General features: G+C 40.8%; 17 protein-coding genes. 8 read left to right on the top strand and 9 right to left on the bottom strand.

What is annotated here, in order from left to right; genetic code table 11:
- The coding region (locus D6774_00910) for a hypothetical protein (protein RME78565.1) at nt 1-667 on the top strand (667 nt) is incomplete at its 5' end.
- A 16-nt stretch (nt 668-683) separates the two neighbouring features.
- Here D6774_00910 and D6774_00905 read toward each other — a convergent pair.
- Together D6774_00905 and ftsZ are read right to left on the bottom strand one after the other, a co-directional pair.
- A complete protein-coding gene (locus D6774_00905) occupies nt 684-1,025 on the bottom strand; it encodes a hypothetical protein (GenBank protein RME78564.1) in 342 nt (113 codons plus the stop codon).
- Nucleotides 1,026-1,329: 304 nt separating this feature from the next.
- Nucleotides 1,330-2,397: a cell division protein FtsZ gene (gene ftsZ, locus D6774_00900; protein RME78563.1), complete on the bottom strand. Its 1,068-nt coding sequence runs from the start codon at nt 2,395-2,397 to the stop codon at nt 1,330-1,332.
- Between the two features lie 387 nt (nt 2,398-2,784).
- On the opposite strand from ftsZ, the gene dph5 reads away from it, so the two are divergent.
- A complete protein-coding gene (dph5, locus tag D6774_00895) occupies nt 2,785-3,591 on the top strand; it encodes a diphthine synthase (protein ID RME78562.1) in 807 nt (268 codons plus the stop codon).
- Between the two features lie 386 nt (nt 3,592-3,977).
- On the opposite strand, the gene D6774_00890 is transcribed toward dph5, so the two are convergent.
- Together D6774_00890 and D6774_00885 are read right to left on the bottom strand one after the other, a co-directional pair.
- The gene (locus D6774_00890; protein ID RME78561.1) at nt 3,978-4,922 is read right to left on the bottom strand and encodes a sodium:calcium antiporter; all 945 of its coding nucleotides are present in this window, start codon (nt 4,920-4,922) and stop codon (nt 3,978-3,980) included.
- Between the two features lie 124 nt (nt 4,923-5,046).
- Complete coding sequence (locus tag D6774_00885; protein RME78560.1) at nt 5,047-6,162, bottom strand: PD-(D/E)XK nuclease family protein; 1,116 nt, start codon at nt 6,160-6,162, stop codon at nt 5,047-5,049.
- On the opposite strand from D6774_00885, the gene D6774_00880 reads away from it, so the two are divergent.
- Nucleotides 6,053-6,508, top strand: a complete 456-nt coding sequence (locus tag D6774_00880) for a 30S ribosomal protein S15 (protein ID RME78559.1) — start codon at nt 6,053-6,055, stop codon at nt 6,506-6,508. The two genes, D6774_00885 and D6774_00880, sit on opposite strands and share 110 nt — an antisense overlap.
- A 271-nt stretch (nt 6,509-6,779) precedes the next feature.
- Here D6774_00880 and D6774_00875 read toward each other — a convergent pair whose 3' ends face one another.
- Nucleotides 6,780-7,049 (bottom strand): hypothetical protein, encoded by a 270-nt coding sequence (locus D6774_00875; GenBank protein ID RME78558.1) that lies wholly within the window; start codon nt 7,047-7,049, stop codon nt 6,780-6,782.
- A gap of 192 nt (nt 7,050-7,241) precedes the next feature.
- Between D6774_00875 and D6774_00870 the strand changes: the two genes are divergently transcribed.
- The 3 genes from D6774_00870 (at nt 7,242) to alaS (ending at nt 12,419) form a co-directional block, all read left to right on the top strand.
- Nucleotides 7,242-9,107, top strand: a complete 1,866-nt coding sequence (locus tag D6774_00870; GenBank protein ID RME78557.1) for an ATP-dependent DNA helicase — start codon at nt 7,242-7,244, stop codon at nt 9,105-9,107.
- A gap of 88 nt (nt 9,108-9,195) precedes the next feature.
- Complete coding sequence (locus D6774_00865; GenBank protein RME78556.1) at nt 9,196-9,597, top strand: hypothetical protein; 402 nt, start codon at nt 9,196-9,198, stop codon at nt 9,595-9,597.
- A gap of 311 nt (nt 9,598-9,908) precedes the next feature.
- The gene (gene alaS, locus D6774_00860; protein ID RME78555.1) at nt 9,909-12,419 is read left to right on the top strand and encodes an alanine--tRNA ligase; all 2,511 of its coding nucleotides are present in this window, start codon (nt 9,909-9,911) and stop codon (nt 12,417-12,419) included.
- A 30-nt stretch (nt 12,420-12,449) separates the two neighbouring features.
- Here the strand turns inward: alaS and D6774_00855 are convergent, their stop codons facing one another.
- From D6774_00855 to D6774_00845, 3 genes are all read right to left on the bottom strand, one after another.
- On the bottom strand, nt 12,450-13,622 hold the full coding sequence (locus D6774_00855) for a hypothetical protein (protein RME78554.1): 1,173 nt from the start codon (nt 13,620-13,622) through the stop codon (nt 12,450-12,452).
- A gap of 227 nt (nt 13,623-13,849) precedes the next feature.
- Nucleotides 13,850-15,106 (bottom strand): lytic transglycosylase domain-containing protein, encoded by a 1,257-nt coding sequence (locus D6774_00850; GenBank protein RME78553.1) that lies wholly within the window; start codon nt 15,104-15,106, stop codon nt 13,850-13,852.
- A gap of 76 nt (nt 15,107-15,182) precedes the next feature.
- Complete coding sequence (locus tag D6774_00845; protein RME78552.1) at nt 15,183-15,761, bottom strand: hypothetical protein; 579 nt, start codon at nt 15,759-15,761, stop codon at nt 15,183-15,185.
- Nucleotides 15,762-15,913: 152 nt separating this feature from the next.
- Here D6774_00845 and D6774_00840 point away from each other — a divergent pair, with 152 nt between their 5' ends.
- Together D6774_00840 and D6774_00835 are read left to right on the top strand one after the other, a co-directional pair.
- Nucleotides 15,914-16,876: a HesA/MoeB/ThiF family protein gene (locus tag D6774_00840; GenBank protein RME78551.1), complete on the top strand. Its 963-nt coding sequence runs from the start codon at nt 15,914-15,916 to the stop codon at nt 16,874-16,876.
- A 130-nt stretch (nt 16,877-17,006) separates the two neighbouring features.
- A complete protein-coding gene (locus D6774_00835) occupies nt 17,007-18,047 on the top strand; it encodes a DHH family phosphoesterase (GenBank protein RME78550.1) in 1,041 nt (346 codons plus the stop codon).
- 85 nt (nt 18,048-18,132) lie between these two features.
- Here the strand turns inward: D6774_00835 and D6774_00830 are convergent, their stop codons facing one another.
- A complete protein-coding gene (locus D6774_00830; protein RME78549.1) occupies nt 18,133-20,430 on the bottom strand; it encodes an APC family permease in 2,298 nt (765 codons plus the stop codon).
- Between the last annotated feature and the right edge of the window lie 201 nt (nt 20,431-20,631).

Raw genomic sequence — 20,631 nt, 5'->3', positions numbered from 1 at the left:
TAAGTTTAAACAACAACCTGTGGAGTGGGACAAGATAGGCATGCTTCTTGAAGCTGCACGAGAAGCACCAAGTGCGGGAAATTTACAGACGTGGAGATTCATTGTAGTAACTGATGAGCAAAAAAGAGATGCGCTTGCACATGTGTGTGCAGAGCAATTTTGGATTGGAACTGCGCCGGTTATTATCGTTGTGTGTTCTGAGCCTCGAAAAATGGAACGTCAGTTTGGACCTAAGCGGGCAGATATGTTTGCTTCGCAAAGTTGTGCTGCTGCAATTGAGAACATCCTTTTGATGGCTCAGGATCAAGGTCTTGGTGCTTGCTGGATTGGAACTTTTGAGGAATATGATGTGAAGAATATTTGTTCTATTCCCACAACAATTCGTGTTGAAGCACTTATTCCCATTGGCTACGCTGATGAGACGCCGTACATTCCAGTTAAGTACACGTTAGAAGATATTGTGTTTCTTAATTCGTGGCAGGATAAAGTCAAATATCCCAACCTTGCATTGGATAATTGGGGAGCAATTACTGCAAATTATTGTAAAAAAAGCAAGGAATCCTGTAAGACTCTTTTCGAAAAGGGAACTGCCAAACTTAAGGAGTTTCATGAAAGAATGCGCAATAAGGTAAAAGAAAAAATAAGTGAAAAAAAATCCAAGAATTGATTATGATTTTAACTTTTTATGAGTTTATAATGTCTTCTATGTTTTTGAGTGTTTGGTCTATTTGATCGCACACACTTTGTGCTTCTGTGAGGTGTGCAACCATTCGAGCATCATAAATGTTCATAAGATCTCTTAGAAATTTTAGCTGTGTTACTTCGATGTTTTGAACTGGTGTTTTCCCATCGCAGGACATGCAATATTCTTTGAGTGGCTGGTACCCCTCCTCTTCCCAGAGTAGTTTGTTTGCATCAAAAAGAAAGCACTGTTCGCAAACGCTACGATTAAAATTGGGGGGTCTGAACGCTTGTTGTTCTGGTGTTAATTGCTCTCTTGATCCAATATATCTAATTCGTTTCATATGTTGTTTGTGATTTTATGCTAGCCTTTCAAATACTTTTTTAGTATTCTCTCACCCTGTAAAGAAAGAAAGTTCTACGATAATTTAAGTGTTTAGATGGTGAAGTGTTTAAAGGGTGTTCTGAGAAAACAACAGAAGACCAACCGAAAAAAAAGAGGATGAATGAGGGACGGGAAGGAACACGTATGAGAAAAGAAGAAAATGAAAAAAGAAAAAAAGTCCCTATGCATTGCTGCATAGGAGACAAGGAGATGCTCTCTTGAACAGATTGGGGGTGGTTGTAAAAGAGAGCAAAGAAAATGATTTATCGGATCATCTCGATGCCAAGGTCTTCGTTCATCTGAGCAGTGTGTGCTCTGATAGAACGCGCATCCTTTTTACCAAGGATCCAGGGGGATTTAACTCCTGTGATAATAGTCATCACGGTGAGCTTTCCTTTCATATCATCGCTAACACGTGCTCCCCAGATAACATTCGCATCTTGGTCCATGGATTCTGTGACAAGTTCTCCAACTCTTGAGATTTCATCAAGAGTAAGGTCAGGTCCTCCGTGGACGTGGATGATTGCACCTGTTGCGCCTTCGTAGCTAATGTCAAGAAGAGGGTTTGAAAGTGCACCTTTAACTGCTTCGTCTACACGGTTTGCAGTATCTGATGCGCCGACACCAATTGCCGCAACATCCCCGTTAGTCATGATAGTCTTAACATCTGCATAGTCAAGATTAACAAGGGAAGGTACTGCAATGGTTTCAACAATTCCTTTAATCATTGTTGAGATAAGTTCGTTTGCTACTGCAAATGCTTGTTGGACAGGAAGGTTTCCTGCGATTTGGACGAGTCTGTTGTTGTCAATGACAATTACCGTATCACAAGCATTTCTTAATTGTTGAAGACCGAATTCTGCTTTGTCAACTCTTGCGCGCTCAATTTTGAACGGCATCGTAACAGTTCCTATAACGATTGCACCGGAATCTTTTGCTACTTGAGCAATAACTGGTGCGGAACCTGTTCCTGTTCCTCCGCCCATACCTGCGCAGACAAAGCACATGTCTGCGTCGCGAAGTGATTCTTTGATTTTTTGCATTGACTCTTTTGCTGCTTCCATTCCTCTTTCAGGGAACCCTCCGCAACCGAGTCCACGAGTAAGATCTGCTCCGATTAAGAATTTACGATCAGCATTAGTAATGTTAAGATGTTGTTGATCTGTGTTACATGCAATAATTTCTGCGCCTTGAATACCTTTTTGGTAGAGCCAGTTAACCATATTGTTACCAGCACCACCTGCTCCGATAACTTTGATGTTTGCTTGCCCGACTTCAGGTTGGGCTTGTTGTTCTGCTGTGTGCAGTGCGTTTTGTACTAAAAAGTCCATTGTGTGTTTGCCCCCTTTTTTTGATTTTAGGATACGAAACAATCGTTAGTGATCTTTCGTAGTGTAAAGTCGTGCAATGTGAATTTATAAACATTTATGTGTTCAAGAATATAATCTGGTATACAAAAAAATATACTGATTTAGCTATTATGTGTTTATTGGGAAAGAAATCTCAAAAATACACCAAAAAAACAAAAAAAAGAGAAAAACAGAAAGCAAAAACACAAAAAAAAACATTAAATATAAACTAATATACTATTTAATATACTAATTTAAATTTTATATCTGTCTTTTGATCATGCTTCACGCACCACAGAGTTCTCAGAACAAATAATACACACACAAAAACAACGACTTTTTAATAGAAGAGCACGACAAAAAAGCAGTATGACTCTTACCCTTATCGGACTAGGCTTAGGAGATGCAAAAGACATCACCCTTAAAGGAAAAGCAGCTATCGAACAAGCAGATATCATCTTCCTTGAGCACTACACATCTATTCTCGGTTGCAGTGAGAGAGAACTGGAAAAAGAATATGGAAAACCCATCATTCTTGCAGACCGCGACCTTGTTGAAAAACGCGCAGAAGAGATTCTTGAACCTGCAAAAACAAAAAATGTCTGCTTTCTTGTTGTCGGGGATCCGTTTGGAGCAACAACTCACGCGGACCTCTACCTAAGAGCAAAAGATGCAGGAATCCAAGTTAAAGTCATTCACAACGCATCTATTCTCAATGCAGTTGGCATCGTAGGTCTTGAACTCTACAAATACGGCAAGACCACATCAATTGTTTTTCCCGAAGAAGGATGGGAAGTTCAAACACACTACGACGCAATTAAGGAAAATCTCGAAAGAGGGTTGCACACCTTGTGCCTTCTTGATATTAAGATCAAAGAAGCACGTAAAGAGGATCTCAAACAAGGTAGGGAAAACCCTCTCAAACCTCGTTTTATGAGCGTAAATGAGGCTTTACGCAATCTACTCTCCATAGAAGAAAAAAGACAAGAAAACATCGTCACCCAAGACACCCTAGTGGTTGGAGTTGCACGCATCGGACAAGAATCCCAACTCATCAGGGCAGGAACTGTTAAGGAGCTTCTAGACACAGATTTTGGTGCACCTCTTCATTCGCTCATCATCCCAGGTAAATTACATTTCATTGAAGAAGAAATGATTGAGCAATGGAAACAATAACCCCTAACAAGTTGCCCCATACAGACAAACAGACATACAGACATACTTGCTCAATGATTGAACAAACAGCACGAACTTCTAAAAAATCAGGATTGCTAAAAGAACCTAATCAAAAAATTTTATAAACCGATGATTAGATAGCCACCTAAGGAGGGGACTTACAGTCCCGTGGTGTAGTGGCCAATCATCGGAGATTTTGGGTCTCTGGACCCCGGTTCGAAATGCCGCTGAGCAAAGTACGTGGTTACAGACTCACTGCACGCTTATCCGGGCGGGACTATCACCCCTCCACCATTTCTCACCATTCTATTGTGACTCGTGCTTGTGCATGATCCCAATACGCAGTCTTTCTAGCACCAGTATTATGCAATCAGAACTGTGCCCCGCTAATGTTGTGTAAGTGCAAAAAGTTGAGTGAGAGCAAAAATCACATAGCCCAGGAACAACACCAATCCCTGTGTACGAGTAATACGCTCAGCCCTTAGAAACAAAAGCCCCAAGGCCACAAGACCCACCATGAAAAAACCCACTACGAAGAATTGTGTTGCTATCATCACTGGCGAAATCACACAGGCAATTCCCAGGACAAGAGAAGTATTGGTTACCACCGATCCGAAGATATCCCCTAATGCAATAGGCGCGGATTTACTCCATAATGCCTTGAGCTCCACCATGAATTCCGGAGACGTTGTGCAAATGCTCAGGAAAAGAGCCCCAAAAAGATATTCGGGAATTCCCAAGATACTTGACAGAGTCGTTGCCGACTTTACGAGAACTTGCGTTCCAAAGAGAAGCAACGCAATATTAATGCCAAACACCAGAGTCTCATGAAGCGCAAAGGTTAGAGGAACCTTCTTTGCAACCTTCTGCTGTGTGATCTCCTTGAAAATGTTAATAGCATAGTAGAAGATGTAGAGTACGATCATTAAAATACCATCAAGTCGGGAAAGTGTTCCATCAATTGCAAGAATAAGCGGTGCTGCCACCACTGCAAGTATCTTTACCGCACTTAGATTTGCCTCTTTTTTCTTGAAGACAACTTTCCCCCCAACAAGACCCACTAATGAGAGAACAAGACCAATATCAACGATGGTTGCACCCATTGCATCCCCTATGACAAGTTGAGATGCTCCTTGCAGTGCGGATATCACTGCGGTGAAAATCTCAGGAAGAGATGTTCCTATGGAGACAATAAGAAGACCCACAAAATAATAAGAAAGCCCTGTTTTTCTTGCATAGCGAATGATAGACTCAATGGCATAGCTTGCTGACTTGACGATAAGAATAATGCTTAGCAGTCCAATAAGCGACCAAACAAACACCTCTTGCATAGTTGAAATGCAGTTAGTTCTGTTTAAGAATGTTTGTTTTACGTGATTTTACGTTAGTCTTGGCTTGCTACCATTGCTTTTATGAACGCTTTTAAGAGTTTTTTACGCAAGGTTCACTACGTTTTTACAAGTGCCTCTCTTTGATACAAACGTTATAGAAATCACACTGTCCTCCGCGCCACTTGCACAGCGGAGTGATGTTAACAGGGTAATCGGATATGTGCTCTGATTGCGTGTTAAAATGAATCTGCTCCACCTCAAAGAGTGCATCTTTAACAAGCTCCTCAGTTATAGGAACGACCACTTCTTCTCCTCTCAAAAACCACACGCTTGCCTCATCAGGAAGTTTTCCATGCTTTTCCTTATACATCAAGGCATATATTGCAAGCTGTAACCTATACTCCTTGGGAAACTCTTTTTTGAGTTTGGATGTTTTATAGTCAATAAGGCGGATTTTGCCATCGATTTCTTCAATGCAATCAATAAATCCTCTTACGCTGAGCTCTCGTGATTTGTATTCTATCTCTCTTGCGATAGGACGTATTTTCTCCCATGCCTGCAAAAGAGTATTTTCTTGAAGTAGTTTAGAAAATTTTGAGAAAAATGCATTCATCCAATTAGCCAGCATTTGCGCAGACTCTTGGTAGAAAAAATAATATTTCTCTTCACTTCCTGCAAGTTTGAGAAGTGAATTTCTGTTTTTTTTCCAGAGTGCTTCGAAGAGGTTTCTTGCATAATTTGCCATATCAACTCGCCAATTTGCTTCGTCAAGCGTTTGAGGATCAAGTTCGTAGAAGAGTTCAAGTGTGCTGTGAACAATGTTTCCCCTAAGAGTGTGGATACTAGGATAGGTTGGGAGTTTTTTGATGTACTGGTAAAAGTATCTTCTAGGGCATTGTTTGTAGATATTGATAGAACTGGGGGATTGAACTCTTTTTGGCATATTGTTTGTTCTAAGCTCTTTGTTTAAAAGGGTTTGTTCTGGTTGTCTTGTGACCAGTGAAATACTATCAATATTGAAAATAAATAGCTTTTTAAATAAATTGAGGAGTGTAATTATCAAGGATAACCCGGTGAAAGCTTGGTTATGCCAGAAAGATGCGATTTCTTTCTGTGCAGAGGTATATACTATGGCAAGAATGCACTCGAGAGCTAAAGGAAAATCAGGTTCAACAAAACCAACAGTAAGGGAAAACCCCCCTTGGCAAAGCCACAAACCCGCAGAGGTTGAAAAACTCATTCAAAAACTTGCAAAAGAAGGCAACGCTCCAAGCAGAATTGGATTGATCTTACGAGATAGTTATGGTGTTCCTGACGTCAAAGCACTTTGTGGAAAAACCATCACCAAAATTCTTTCTGAAAAAGGGATGGCTAATGAAATTCCTGAAGATCTACAAGCACTCATCAGAAGATCAGTTACTATTCGCAACCATTTGGAAAACAATCACATGGATAAAACTGCAAAAAGAGGACTCCTTCTTACAGAATCCAAGATTGGTCGTCTTGTAAAGTACTACAAGCGCACAGGAAAACTCCCCATGACGTGGAAGTGGGATCCAAGACAAGCAAGCAAGTTCCTTGAATAAACTTGCAAATTAATTTTTTCTCCAATTCTTTTGGAACACACCACCATTTAGATCTTTATTTGTTGTGCTTGAACTTTAGTAGCACCCTTACCACTGCAATTATTCCCACACAGCAAGTAAGAGACAACAAACCACGAAGCTCAACGCTTTTCCCTCAATGCACAAACACTCTTTACACTGACATCCCTTACAACTTGTAAATGCTAAAAACACGTTCTGAAATAAACAAAAGGGCAACACTCAAACTCACAAAAAACGAGTTCACATGAGTCTAAAGAGAACTTCTAATCTTATTGATATGTTCAGCAATATCTGCTCCTTTTTTGGTAAGTGTTAATAGTTTGAGTCTTCCCTGTTTATTAAACTTAATAAGTCCTGCCTCCTCTAATTGTTGCAAAACTTTCACGACGTGAGAATAGGTGCAGTCAACTTGCTTTGCAAGTGTGGATGCATACATTTCCGACTTTGAGTTAAGAAGCGAGATGAGCATCATCGCAGGTTTTTCCCGGAAAAACACATTGAAAATTTGTTCTTTGTTCATCTCTTAACCCCAATCTATTGCTTACAACCTATATTTCAAAGAGGCATTTAAATATCTTTTGATATCGGTTTCAAGAATTTCAACGTGGTGTGTGTCCTCCCACCCAGGTACGGTCACACTACGTACCTTCTGCAAGACCACTGGACAAGTCACACAACAACACTTAAATAGCAAACAAAAAGGAAACAACTCATGGAGATTAAGTATTTCCCTTTTGAGACTGTTCGCCCGTATCAAAAAGAGTTCATTACCAAAGTAACCGATGCTGTTGAGAACAAACGACACTTGCTCGTACATGCACCAACAGGACTTGGAAAAACCGCTGCAGCTCTTGCACCCGCATTAGAATATGCAATAAAACATGAAAAAACCATTTTCTTTTTAACGTCTCGCCACACACAACACGCAATAGCAATAGACACCCTTCGCGCGATAAAAGAAAAACATAACATTCCTGTGCACGTTGTTGATCTTATTGGAAAGAAAGGAATGTGTTTACAAAGTGGTGTTCAAAGTCTGCGCTCGGCAGATTTTTTTGAATATTGTAAAAAACTGCGCGAAGACAATGCTTGCTCATACTATTCTAACACGCGGTCAGGTCAGGGCCTTACTACTCAGGCAAAAGCAGCCCAAACAAAATTCAAACACCTCTCTCCCCTGCACATCGAAGAATTTAACACGGTTTGTGAGAGTGAGCAGCTTTGCCCTTATGAGATGGCCAGTGCACTTAGTGAAGGTGCCCGCGTCATCATAGCAGACTATTACTATATTTACAATGAGAGAATACGAAATCAATTCTTCTCCAAAATAGGCATTGGACTAAGTGATGTAATTGTTATTGTTGACGAGGCACACAACCTCCCTGAGCGATTGCGCAATTTGCTTAGTGATTCTCTTGCACAAACAACTGTTGAGCGCGCAAGAAAAGAAATTGATAACATTGGGGCCGAAAAGATTCGTAAAGAAATGGATGCCCTTGCAGAATTTTTTGAAGAGATCGATTCAGGTCTTAAACTTGGTGATGAACGTATGCTTCGACAAGAAGATCTTACAGATGTGTTTGGGGGCGAAACAAAGGTCGAAGATTTCATTGCTCTATGTGATATTTTTGGAGATGAAGTTCTCAATACTGAAAAAACTTCAGCAATTAAAAGCGTGGGTAACTTTCTTTCTTCATGGCTGGGTCCTGAAGAAGGGTTCATCAGATTCTGCGCAAAAAGAGAAGGCTCTCAAAAAGCTCTTGTTAGTCTTATGTATCGATGCATGGATCCCCAAATCCTCTCGCGAGATGTAAATGACACCGCGCACAGCGTAATCCTCATGTCAGGAACCTTGCAACCAACCCAGATGTACCGAGACATTTTAGGTTTTGAAACAGATACTGATATGCTTACGTTTGATAGTCCATTTCCTCAAGAAAATCGTCTTAACATGATTGTCCCTGTGACGACAACCAAATATCAAAGAAGATCGAAAGAAGAGTTTGAACGTATTGCACGGGTTTGTGCTCAAATAAGTGAAAAAATTCCTGGCAATGTTGCAATATTTTTTCCCTCTTATTATTTGCGAGATCAAGTATATGACTTGTTTTCTCAACTCTGTAACAAGACCTGTTTTTGTGAAAAACCAGGAATGAACAAGGAGGAAAAATCCACATTTCTTAATCGTTTCAAGAGTTTTTCTTCAACAGGGGCAGTTCTTCTCGGAGCAATTTCAGGATCTTTTGGAGAGGGTGTTGATCTTCCGGGCGAACTTCTCCAAGGAGTCATTGTGGTGGGTCTTCCACTATCAACACCAACTCTCGAAACTAAACGTCTTATTGATTATTACGATGTCAAGTTTGGCAAAGGATGGGACTATGGTTATGTTATGCCTGCATTCCAAAAAACAATCCAAGGCGCAGGAAGGTGTATTCGAACCGAAAAAGACAAGGGCGTGATTATCTTCTTGGATGAGAGGTATGCTCAGCCAAATTATTACAAAAACTTTCCTGCAGATTGGAAAATAAAGATTACTAGAGAGTATATTCGAAGAATAGAGGAATTTTACAATAACTGAGAACCCCTAGCAACCAGGATACTTTTTAGTATACTCGTATGTAAATACGTAATATTTATATACTCTGTTTCTTTTTGATAGCTCAACCATGGTGATCCTCTTTGATCAATACCACCTTCCAGATGACATCCTGGAAATCATTTTTGCAACAGAACAGCAAGTCATGGTAGCTCGCATGCTCCTCACAGAGTTCAAAGAAGCAGGAGGATCTCTTGGGAAGACTGAAATGAGTGTTTTTGCCAATAGACTCCATGAGGGGACGACCATCGAGATTGATGAGAGCGTGGGTCCCATCTCACAAAAAAAGACCATTAAAATATCCTATAACAAAAGACAATTTTACGATCGCATCCTCACCCCTATGAAGAGCATGGGTCTTGTTGATTACGACATGTATAAAAAACAGTATCGCATCAGCGACAATTTCATCCACGCGCTCAAAAAAATAGGCCTGATGTGGCAAAAAGAATTACAAACATTACAATCATAAGAAGCATTACCATCATAAGGGCTCCTCCAACCGCATTCTTACCACCCCCCAACTCAGAGGAGCCCCTTATTTCCTTATTCTCAAAACATTTATGAATAAAGGTCGTGACTCTGCGAATAACCTCACCCTTACAAACAAACATAAGACCCAACACATTTAAAAGAAAACAGTAACAAGCAACGTCGATGATGAAGTTATTCCCGGCTGATATCGTGATGAACGGAAAGTAACTGCTGAGATGTCCTCTTACTTCATGAAAACCTTACCACCATAAAACAAAAAGCCACAACAAAACAAAAAGCACAAGAACTATGATGAAAACAGATAAGGAGCTCAAAAAAGAGTTCAAAGCAAAAGCAAGTGATAACCCTGAAAAGTACTATGCAACACAAATCCTCAAAAAAGAAGGATTTTATCGAAATACTTGTGTTTCCTGTGGTACAACATTCTGGAACGTAGACCCTAAGAGAGAAATTTGTGGAGATCCCTCTTGCGTGGGAGGTTTCAACGTTGTTTCTAACAACCCCTCAAAAAACACGCTCTCATACATTGATGTCTGGAAGACCTTTGAAGAACATATGAAAAAAGAAGGATATGCAAGTATTTCTCGCTACCCTGTGATTGCTCGCTGGAACCCTACAACCTACTTCACCATTGCATCCATTGCAGCATTTCAACCTTTCGTTATTTCAGGAGAAGTTGAACCTCCCGCCCCAAAACTCGTTATCCCCCAATTCTGCTTACGCTTTGGAGATGTCGATAACGTCGGAGTTACGGGTTCACATTGCACAGGGTTCGTTATGATCGGACAACATCAATTTGTCTCACCACAAGAATGGGATCAAAACAAAGCATTCCAAGATCTCTATTCCTACATCACCTCAGTTGTAGGTCTTGACAAAACAGAACTCACCCTTCACGAAGATGCATGGGCGGGAGGAGGCAACTTTGGTCCTTGCATGGAATTCTTCTCACGCGGAGTTGAGTTGTGCAACCAAGTATACATGATGTTTGAACAATTGGAAGATGGTTCAATCAAGGAACTAAACATTAAAGTTCTTGACATGGGATTAGGACAAGAACGCATTGCTTGGTTCTCGCAAGGAACGCCGAATATGTACGAAGCAGTTTTTCCATCAGTACTCTCCAAGCTCAAAGAAGCCACCCAAGCAGAATATGATACTGGGCTCTTCAAACAATTTTCATCCTATTCAGCACTTCTTAACATTGACGAAGTTGAAGATATCAACAAGGCATGGGAAACTGTTGCCAGCAAACTCGATATTGACGTACAGGTTCTGCGGGAAAAAGTTTGGCCAATGGTGGGCCTCTACTCCATTGCGGAACATACTCGCTCGTTACTTTTTGCCATTGCAGATGGAGGACTGCCTTCGAATGTGGGCGGAGGATATAATTTGCGTGTTATCTTACGACGAGCATTATCATTCATTGACGAGTTTAATTGGAATGTCGATCTTAAAGATGTTGCCACATGGCATGCTCAAGAACTCGAACCTATTTTTCCAGAACTGAAAAAACAACTTCCTCAAGTGCAAAAAATTCTAGATGTTGAAAAAGAAAAATATATCTCAAGCAAAAACCAAGCAAGTCGCCTCGTTAAAAAAATAGTTCAAAAAGAGGTGAGTGTTGATGACCTTGTCGAACTTTATGACTCTCATGGCATTAGCCCTAAAACAATTCAACAAGAGGCAAGAAAGCTTGGGAAAACCATCACCATACCTGATAACTTCTTCCAATTACTTGCACAACGACACGAGCAAAAAGAACAGAAAACCGCAACGAAAAAAGTTCGTGACATTGATGTTGCAAACATACCTCCTTCCAAAGCAAAGTACTTTGATGACTGGAAACAAGTCACTTTTGAAGCAACCATTGTTGCGATTCAAGGAAACTATGTAGCGCTGGATGAAACCTATTTTTACCCCACATCAGGAGGCCAACTTCACGACTTAGGAACTATTGGAGATGCTAAGATTAAAGATATTTTCAAACAAGATCACGTCATCATACACGAGGTTGAGGATGCCAGCTCTCTTAGCGTTGGAGAGAAGGTTTCGTGCACCATAGATTTTGAGCGCAGAAAACAACTCACACAACATCACACATCAACCCACATCATTAATGGAGCTGCACGCACCCTTCTTGGAGATCACATCTGGCAAGCAGGTGCTGCAAAGTCCACAGAAAAAGCGCGCCTTGACATCACCCATTATGAAGCTCTTAGTCAAGAACTTCTTGACCGCATCGAAGAAAAAGCAAATGAAATTGTCAAAAAAGGAATTCCCATAGAAAAATACTTCCTCAAGCGCTCAGAAGCAGAGAAAAAATTTGGTATGCGACTCTACCAAGGAGGTGCTGTTCCTGGCTCAATTATTCGCGTTGTTGATATTGGCGGATTTGATGTTGAAGCATGTGGGGGAACACACTTAAACAACACTTCTGAAGCTGAAGTGATCAAGATCATTAAAAGCTCAAAAGTACAAGACGGCGTTGTCAGACTTGAATTTGCAGCAGGTAACGCTGCACGAGCACTGGAAAAACAAGAAAGTGGCATTATTGAGGATGCTGCAAAGCTACTTGAGTGTTCCCCTTCGCAAGTCCCTGGACGAGCAGCGGAGCTCTTCTCATTGTGGAAACAAATTGTTAAGAAGAAAAAAGATGTTCCCTTCAAGCTCACATCCACTCAAGAATTTAGCGGGGATTTATTGCAGCTCACCTGTAAGGAGCTTAAAACTCAACCAGAACACATCTTAAAAACGATCAGCAGATTCTTAGAAGACATTAGAGGAAGACTATCATAGAAGACGATTACAAGAGTTATTCAACAACTACTAAAAATCAAACAACGTCTTCTCTTTGAGAACCTTGCTTTGAGCATATAACTTCTTTACGTTCATCTTCCATCTTTTTTTCACCAGCTCTTCGACAAAACGCAGCATGGTCTCTTTGTCATCAAAACGCAAGGGTTTTCCTTGCATTGCATTGCGTGATGCTTCTCTTACCACCCACACCCCCAGCGGTGCCCAGTATTCATCAGTAATGAAACGAAGAGCAAGGACTCCTTGTTGTCTCTTATTCTTTTTCTGTCGTTCAAGAACTGCTAAACGAGTTGCGTAGTAGCCCCCTGCAGTTTCTTGTGCGTAGGTGGTACGACCTTTTGCAGATTCATAGTCGTGTGCGAAGCTCATAACGTCCCCTACAAGTGTTTCAAAGAGTTCATAGCGAAAAGGTTCAGGAAAACAGAGTATGAAATAATAATTTCCCAGGTGCGATCCCATGTAGAGTTCGTAGTCTCCAAAGGGGAAATCTCTAACTTCTTTGATGTACTGTTTTCCAAGAGTGTCATCAACGGCAGTTATTGACCATCTTGTTGGAACTATTTTTTGGTCTTTTCCCAAAAGACCTGCTGAGAACATCTTTGTGAGTTCGTACTCATCAACCCTTCTTGAGAGTTTTTTTATCTGCTCTGTTGCGAGTAGGTCATCATCAACTACTTTTTCTACTCTCTGATCAATCTTTACGTTTTGCGTAAAACGCGCTTTACGTAACTCTACGTTTGGTCCATGTGGGGCTGCGTGTTGATGAAGGGAGATTTTAAACGAAGGTTTTTTTGAAAGGGATACTTCAATTTCAGCAGGTTTTTTTGCAAGAGCTACCTCTTGAGACATTTCAACAATCTTGTTTTGAAGTTTGTGAACGGATGTCTTCACATTTGAGTTAATGAGTTGTGTGCGGTAGTTGATGACGTCTTGTATTGATTTTTTTTGTCGTACCCATTCTTTTGGAGAGTCCTGACCGCTAAGTTGTTCAGCTGTGAGAAGACCCACCTGGACGTGAGGGTAACCGAAACGACCTACAAAAAGGTTCGGCGTTGTTCCTGAGAATTCTTGTTTTGCTTGTGTATTTACTGTTGATTGTGCGCGAACTTTTTGCATAATCGGGCATTTTCGCATCCCATCGCAAAATCTTCCTTTGCATTTCACACAATCTGCTCTTCGTAACATAATGGTTGGCTCAAAAGAAGCAGACGTATTTATGCTTTTATGTGTGCTTTAATGAAGACAAGTTTCGCAAGACTCGTGTAGGACGTTGTTTTAGAGGAGTTGCCTTTGGGGAATCTCAACCCCGCTTCAGTTTCAGAGAGCTTCTTTGCAGTTCTTCTTTTTTCCTACAGGAGAGCGTTGCAACTAAAGGAGTTTTGAAAAGCACACCACGACCATCTTCGAACACTCTATTCATTCTTTGCGAACAAGAACTGTAGATATCGAACAGAAGGATCTGAAGAATCAGGTTTGTGTATGCATACCGAAGGCGGATAGGTTCTGTCTCCAGGAAGATGAGGATTGAACACCTTCAGATAAGAAGGGACTCTTCCCCCATAGCTACAATTAGAATAATTATCAATGTGTACACTCCATTGAGGGGGCGTTTGTGGCCAGCGTATGTTCAGAGCTGCTAAATTATTGATGATGTGCAGTTTTTCTAAACCCTCAGCAGAAGAAATGTTTTTTTCTAGTCTCTTAGCAAGTTCTTTCTTTTCCGAAACTGGAAGAGCTGCTAATTTAAAGATTTCCGCAAAGGAAAAAACTCTCACAAGGTATTCCTGAGTTTCTTTTTGAGGAGAAAATTTTCGAGAAAAACCAGGAATAAAACGAGGGGAACTGAAAAACGAAGAGAGGTCACTAAATGAATAGTTTCCTCTTTTTAGCGCGTATCGTACTTGTGAAGGTCCTGCATTGTATGCTGCGAGTTTGTGACGGTAATCAAGAGGTTTTGACACCCCTGATAAAATGAGCGGGATTTCTTGTTCAAGAAACCAGATGCATGATTCTATGGATGCGGGAGAAAAACTCCTGTTAATATGTGATGAGACAAATACGCCCATACTTTGAGCAGTTCTGTCCATGAACTGGCAAAGACCTTTTGCATCAGAAGCATTATTTTGAGCCTTGATATATGCTAAGGATTCTGCTGCTATAAGACCATAATGAACAAATCTGTTTGATGGCGAGCCTTTACTTACCGTTAATGATTCGGCCGTGTTGAAGTAATCGTCAAATGCCGTTAAGCGTTGTAGGAGTTCTTCAAGAAACTCTCTTTTTTGCGCCATCTTTGCTTTTCTTCTTTTATCCAGAAGAGGAAACCTTCCGCTAGTTCCTAGCCATTTTGCTTTTTCTTGTTCTACGCGCACCTCAAGAGAGAAGTCATTTCCAAAAAGAGCGCGAAGATTCTGATCTTGAGATCGTTTAAGATGTTGTTGTGTGCGCTGGTAGATTTCATAGTCCTCTTGTGAGCCTTGCACGGATAACGTACCAGCTCGTTCTTGCCAGTCTTTAGTGAAATCTTCTTCGCCCACTTGCACTATCTGCGGCGCCAGGGATGCTTCTTGCGGTGTTAGTATGGCATTGCGATGAAACCCCTGATATGCGCCTAATAGAAGTGCTAAAGCAGATCCTGCTGCGAACCCCGTTTTCCAGGAAGGTACCATAAGCTCTTCCCCCGCAGGAATGTTTATAAATATTACTCTAATTTCACCACTAAACAGTGGTTTATTTGGGGTTGGTTTATAACAACAAGGCAAGAACGGCCCCTGCAACCACCGGGATGATTAAATTATCATCAAGAAAAACGCCCTTAACCCGTATTTCAATTGCTTCGACAAGCATAGCAACTACGGACGCGAAAAACGCAGCCCATAAGGGCACCACAGCCCAAGCAGCAATTGTACCCATAAGTGTTCCCGCAACAGAGCCCTCCCAAAGCTTCTTTCCATTAAGTGGATGCGGTCGCTTTCCAAGAGCTCTTCCAACAATATGCGAAAAACTATCCGCAAAAGCAAGAATGAGTAAGGAGGCAGTTGCGATTTGACTGCCGAAAAGCGTTAATGAGAGCAAAGCTCCTGCAACCATAGCAATTGCTCCGCGACCCGGAAAGTACCTATCCTCAGGCCTATCAAAGCGTTTTAAGAACCACGAAATAAACAACAAATCATACTCTGTTGCAAGTGCTGAGATGATCAAACCAATAATGAGTATAATGAGCAAACCAAGGATCCCTATAAACCCATAGAAAATCAGAAGCGCTAACACAACCCCCACCAATAAGTGAAGCACCTGTCTGCGAATCTCTCTTGCCAATACCATACTACGTGTTTGCAAGCCGCGCAAGTTTATAAATATCACCAAAAGCAATTAAAGCAAATCACAAAGAAAACACTCAAGGCAGGCAAGACAGGCAAGACAGCCTTCAACAAATAAAAAAAACAGTCAAAAACCTTCCAAAAGGAAACAACTCAATGAATCGTTATTCAAGACAGGAAATATTCATAGGTAGCACTGCACAAGAAAAACTGCGTAAAACAAGCATAGCCATAATTGGTTGCGGAGCGCTTGGCAGTGTTGCAGCAGAACTGCTTGCACGTAGCGGGGTTGGTGAGATCTTCTTGTATGATAGGGACATCGTAGAACTCGTGAATCTCCAACGACAAAGCTGCTACACTCAAGAAGACATTAACAAACCAAAAGCAACAGCACTCCAAAAACACCTCCAACGCATAAACTCAGACATCACCATCCACACATCAACTACCCATATCAACAAAGAAACAATCAAAAACGTCAAAGCAGATATCATCATTGATGGCACAGACAATATTGAGACGCGAGACGTTATTGACACCTATTGTCTTGAACAACACATACCTTGGATTATGGGCTCAGGTATAAGAGATAGAGGATATGTTATGACCATTTTTCCAGGGGGTCCTCGTTATCGCGACGCATTTCCCAAAGCAGCACAAGCAGAATCTTGTGAAGAATTTGGTGTGCTCGCACCAACCACACACATCATCGCATCACTGCAAGTAGTTGAAGCATTCAAACTCATTTTCGGCACAGTTGAAGAACAGCGCGAAACAAAGCTGCACTCCCTTAGTGTTTACGAGCCCTCCATTTCATCATTTACTGTGAAAAAAAGAAGACATCTAGAAGAAACAGAGGACACTGCGCCATACCACATCAGACATTGTCGTTCAAAAAAAGGCATTGTGGTACAACCTTCAAAGCATTTGCAACTCAACCTGGATGCACTTCGCGAAACCTACCCCGTTCTTGTAGACACCGAACTTGTTCTCATCCTTGAAGGAGACATCTATGTTTATTCGTACGGAGAAATCATTTTCAAACAAGCAACATCACTTGAAGAGGCTAAGAAAACAGCACTAGACCTCTATAAACAAGCAGGCGTTGAATTTTCATAAACCATTTTCTAATGCACATAACACACATATCTAAAAAAAATAGTTCATGCTCCTTACAATCGTAAAGTAGCGTGAAAAGCCGTATAGAAGTACTCAATCCTTAAATATCGATTTTTGCAGTTTATAAAAAATGAATTTCAAACCGCTCAAAGACGCGCTTGATACCTGTACCAACCCCCTCTTCTTCTTTGATGATGACACTGATGGTCTTTGTTCCTTTCTTCTCTGCAGACAATACTGTGGAACAGGTAAAGGTATTGTTCTTAAAGCAAGACCCACTCTTGACAACTATTATCACAAACAAGTCCAGGAATACCAACCAGATAAAATCTTTGTTCTTGACGCACACACCATTGATGACTCTTTTTTTGAAGGCCTTTCCACACCTGTTGTGTGGGTGGATCATCACGACATTCAAAACAAGCCCGTTGCAGTATATGTTAATCCAAAACTTCAACAACCCGACGCACTTATGAGCACGTCTGAAATAGTTTATCGCGCAATTGGAGGGGAACTCTGGATAGCGATGATAGGCATCATTGGGGATTGGACCTTTCCCAAAGATCTTATCGAAGAATTCAGAAAAGAATATCCTGAACTTCTTCCTCCAACCATAACTTCAGCTCCACAAGCACTTTTTGATTCTCCTTTTTCATGGATGATTCGCTGTTATCAATTCAACCTTAAAGGAAGAAGCAAAGAATACTCAAAATCTGTTGAACTCTTAAGCACAGTTAGAAAACCAAACGAACTCACACGAGACAACCCCTCTCTCAAGCACATTTTCAAGCAGTATGACAAATACAATACCGCATATCAAGAACTTCTCAAAGACGCTCTTAAAGTAGTTGGACAAGATCCTCTTATTGTCTTTGTCTACTCAGGACAGCAAAGCTTCACAGGAGAGCTTGCAAATGAATTATTATACAAGTTTCCTGACAAAATCATTGTTGTTGCTCGTAACAAGAATGGAGAATACAAGTGTTCTTTTCGCTCAAGTCCAAACAGATCCATGTATAACATCCTGCAAAAAGCACTGCAAGGCATTGAAGGGCGAGGTGGCGGACACGACCAGGCTTGCGGCGGGTCCATTGCACAAGAGGATTGGGAGCAGTTTTTACAACAACTCCGAGAACAAGTTCAAACAACCAAAAACAAACAAGAGAAATAAAAAAAGAAACAAAAAAAAGAGAAAAAGAAAAAAGGAAACACAAGAACAACACAAAACCAATTCCACCTTCTTTTACTTAACACCCTTAGCGCTTAACACCATAGATGAACAGAACTTCTCCCAACCCCTTTTTTTTGCGAAGATACTTCGCGTCAAGAGAGTTTTCCTTGAAGATTCTTAAAATCGCCTTTTTATCTCCGAGGAGTATTGCATTAGGATGAACATTTACAAGAGAGTTACGCACAGCAAAACAGAACACCCCTCTTTTTTTCAAAACTCTTGAAACTTGTTTTACGAAGTGTTCTACATCTTTAACCTGTCCAAGATCATTAACTGAAAAAAATGCGTCTGCACGAACCGAAGGTAACGTGTATGATCGTATCTTATGTATTTCAACCCCCTCAAACCCTTCTTTACGTAACTCTTCAACCTCTTCTTTTACAAGGTTAAGAACAATTATTTTGCTAACGTTCATCTTTTTTCGTTTAAGAAACCGAGTCATTCCTGCATGTGGCGTGTTAAAATCAATCACCGTTCCCTTCACACCACCAACCATGCGCACCATCTGAGCATACAAACGAAGAGGCTTGATTGTTTTATGTAGCGCATGTTGTAGTTTGAACATCGCACGTCTTCTAAGAATCGTGTACTTTTTGGTATAGAATAATTCAATAAAGAAATATGCGGGAATTCCAAAGAGGATAAGTGAAAGAGATATCTTGAGAATCTCCCAGGCTGAATGCGTGTACAGAACAAAACCCACTAACAAACCAAACATAAACAAAATGGTGAGCAGGGGTCCGATCTTTCCGAAGGGCACCCTAAACGTTCGGGGAATATCTGGTCTTTTGAAGCGAAGAACTAAAACAGCAAGTAACACAGAAGAATAAATGAATATGATTAGAGGAATGAGCATGTGCAAAAGCGTCTCGTATGACCCTGATCCGATTATAACGAGTAGGATCAAAATAAAAAATTCAAAGATGATTGACACGTAAGGTGATTTATAGACTGGATGGATTTTAGCGAATTGAACGAAGAACAATTTATCTTCTGCAAGCGCCATAAGAAGACGTGGCGCAGTTACAATCCAGGACGCAACTGCTCCCAAAATAGAAATGAAAACAAGCAGAGTGAATATGACTTTTCCCACGTCGCCAAAGAGGACGTGTGCAATATCTGAAAGAGGTGCATTGCTTTGTCCAAAAACACTCCACTCGATAAGACCCATTCCCACCACTGCCAAAGAAAGAGAAAGCACAGCAATTACTAACGTTCCTATGATCAAGGCTCTTGGCATAACTTTACGCGGATTTTTTGTTTCCGCTGCGAGGAACACCGCAGACTCCCAACCAAAAAACGTTTCAGCAATGAAAAAAATGGTGAGGAGAATGGTGAAACTGGGAAAGACAAAGAACGGAGTGAAGTTTTCTAGTCTTAACGAGAACAACCCAGGAATAATTAAGGAAAGAACGCTAAGCAAAGTGATCAACGCGAAGAGAATAAGCACAACAACAGATGTTTTCATACCCCTGTACGCAACGGCGCTAAAAAGAAGAATGAAAAGAGATGCTGCAAAAATGTATAGCTGAGGGTGTTGTGGCGCAATATATTGCAATGCGCCTAATATTAACATGGCTATGGTAACTGCCCCTGCAATTGCTGTGGACCAACCAATAAGAAATGACCAAAACCTACCATATGCCTGCTTTGCATACTCATACACCCCACCTGCTTTGGGAAACATGCTTACAAGTTCTGAAAAACACGCAGCAATATACAATGAAATGATTGAAAGGATTGCCCAGGATAGTAGACTTGCAGGACCTGCATGTTTTGCACCTGCTGCGATAAGAAAATAAATACCCGTTCCCATAATAGAATTAATAGTGATGAGTAGAATAACCTTGAAAGAGAGCACCCCTTTGAAATGTTTTTCATGAGGTTGTTTCTTGCGAATTCTTGAAGACTTTTTGATGCTTCCTCGTAAACGAAGAAATCGAGGAAGTCTTCCTGCAAATCTTAACAACCTTGTAAGACGTGCAAATCTTAAAAAACGCAACCCCTTTACGCCTTGAAGAAGGGGCATCCACGCAATACCTGCAAAAAGAAAATTATAGGGAATAGTTGCAATAATATCTAGATAATTTCTATGCACCCACTCGTGGAGGTTCTGTACTTCTTTATATCGATACCACAGATCTATTGAGAAAATGATGATCACATAGAGATCAAAAATATCTATGAAGGTCTCGAAACGTCCAAAGCCGTAAAACAAATCCCACAACGTAACAGTGAGCAAAACAATAAGAGATGGTGGAATGAGATATTGAACAAGCTCATCAAGAAATGCTCTTTTCCTCCTGTGCGGATTGTTACTCATCAAACATAGTACCTCTTTTCTTTTTCAAAACGAATACTTTTTTCATATGATTCTCATCCTGCCCGCCTCAAATACTTAAAGAGTTGTGAGTAGGGTAATGATTCAACTCCAACTCTTTTTAGGTGCGTTAGGCACGCACCCCCTGTTTGAGCAGAGAGTAGTGCATAGAGCATAATCAACACTATTTATAAAAGAAGTGCC

The organism is Candidatus Woesearchaeota archaeon (assembly GCA_003695435.1).
In the GTDB taxonomy this organism is placed as follows: domain Archaea; phylum Nanobdellota; class Nanobdellia; order Woesearchaeales; family UBA11576; genus J101.
The sequence above is the reverse complement of the archived record's forward strand: the minus strand, read 5'-3'. Positions and strand labels throughout refer to the sequence as shown.

What these genes read in the sequence shown, in the direction of transcription:
- D6774_00840 (RME78551.1), top strand. Translation starts at nt 15,914, where the DNA reads ATGAATCGTTATTCAAGACAGGAAATATTCATAGGTAGCACTGCACAA.
- D6774_00865 (RME78556.1), top strand. Translation starts at nt 9,196, where the DNA reads ATGGTGATCCTCTTTGATCAATACCACCTTCCAGATGACATCCTGGAA.
- D6774_00905 (RME78564.1), bottom strand. Translation starts at nt 1,025, where the DNA reads ATGAAACGAATTAGATATATTGGATCAAGAGAGCAATTAACACCAGAA.
- D6774_00845 (RME78552.1), bottom strand. Translation starts at nt 15,761, where the DNA reads ATGGTATTGGCAAGAGAGATTCGCAGACAGGTGCTTCACTTATTGGTG.
- D6774_00875 (RME78558.1), bottom strand. Translation starts at nt 7,049, where the DNA reads ATGAACAAAGAACAAATTTTCAATGTGTTTTTCCGGGAAAAACCTGCG.
- D6774_00885 (RME78560.1), bottom strand. Translation starts at nt 6,162, where the DNA reads ATGAGTTTTTCAACCTCTGCGGGTTTGTGGCTTTGCCAAGGGGGGTTT.
- dph5 (RME78562.1), top strand. Translation starts at nt 2,785, where the DNA reads ATGACTCTTACCCTTATCGGACTAGGCTTAGGAGATGCAAAAGACATC.
- ftsZ (RME78563.1), bottom strand. Translation starts at nt 2,397, where the DNA reads ATGGACTTTTTAGTACAAAACGCACTGCACACAGCAGAACAACAAGCC.
- D6774_00870 (RME78557.1), top strand. Translation starts at nt 7,242, where the DNA reads ATGGAGATTAAGTATTTCCCTTTTGAGACTGTTCGCCCGTATCAAAAA.
- alaS (RME78555.1), top strand. Translation starts at nt 9,909, where the DNA reads ATGATGAAAACAGATAAGGAGCTCAAAAAAGAGTTCAAAGCAAAAGCA.
- D6774_00830 (RME78549.1), bottom strand. Translation starts at nt 20,430, where the DNA reads ATGAGTAACAATCCGCACAGGAGGAAAAGAGCATTTCTTGATGAGCTT.
- D6774_00855 (RME78554.1), bottom strand. Translation starts at nt 13,622, where the DNA reads ATGTTACGAAGAGCAGATTGTGTGAAATGCAAAGGAAGATTTTGCGAT.
- D6774_00835 (RME78550.1), top strand. Translation starts at nt 17,007, where the DNA reads ATGAATTTCAAACCGCTCAAAGACGCGCTTGATACCTGTACCAACCCC.
- D6774_00890 (RME78561.1), bottom strand. Translation starts at nt 4,922, where the DNA reads ATGCAAGAGGTGTTTGTTTGGTCGCTTATTGGACTGCTAAGCATTATT.
- D6774_00880 (RME78559.1), top strand. Translation starts at nt 6,053, where the DNA reads ATGGCAAGAATGCACTCGAGAGCTAAAGGAAAATCAGGTTCAACAAAA.
- D6774_00850 (RME78553.1), bottom strand. Translation starts at nt 15,106, where the DNA reads ATGGTACCTTCCTGGAAAACGGGGTTCGCAGCAGGATCTGCTTTAGCA.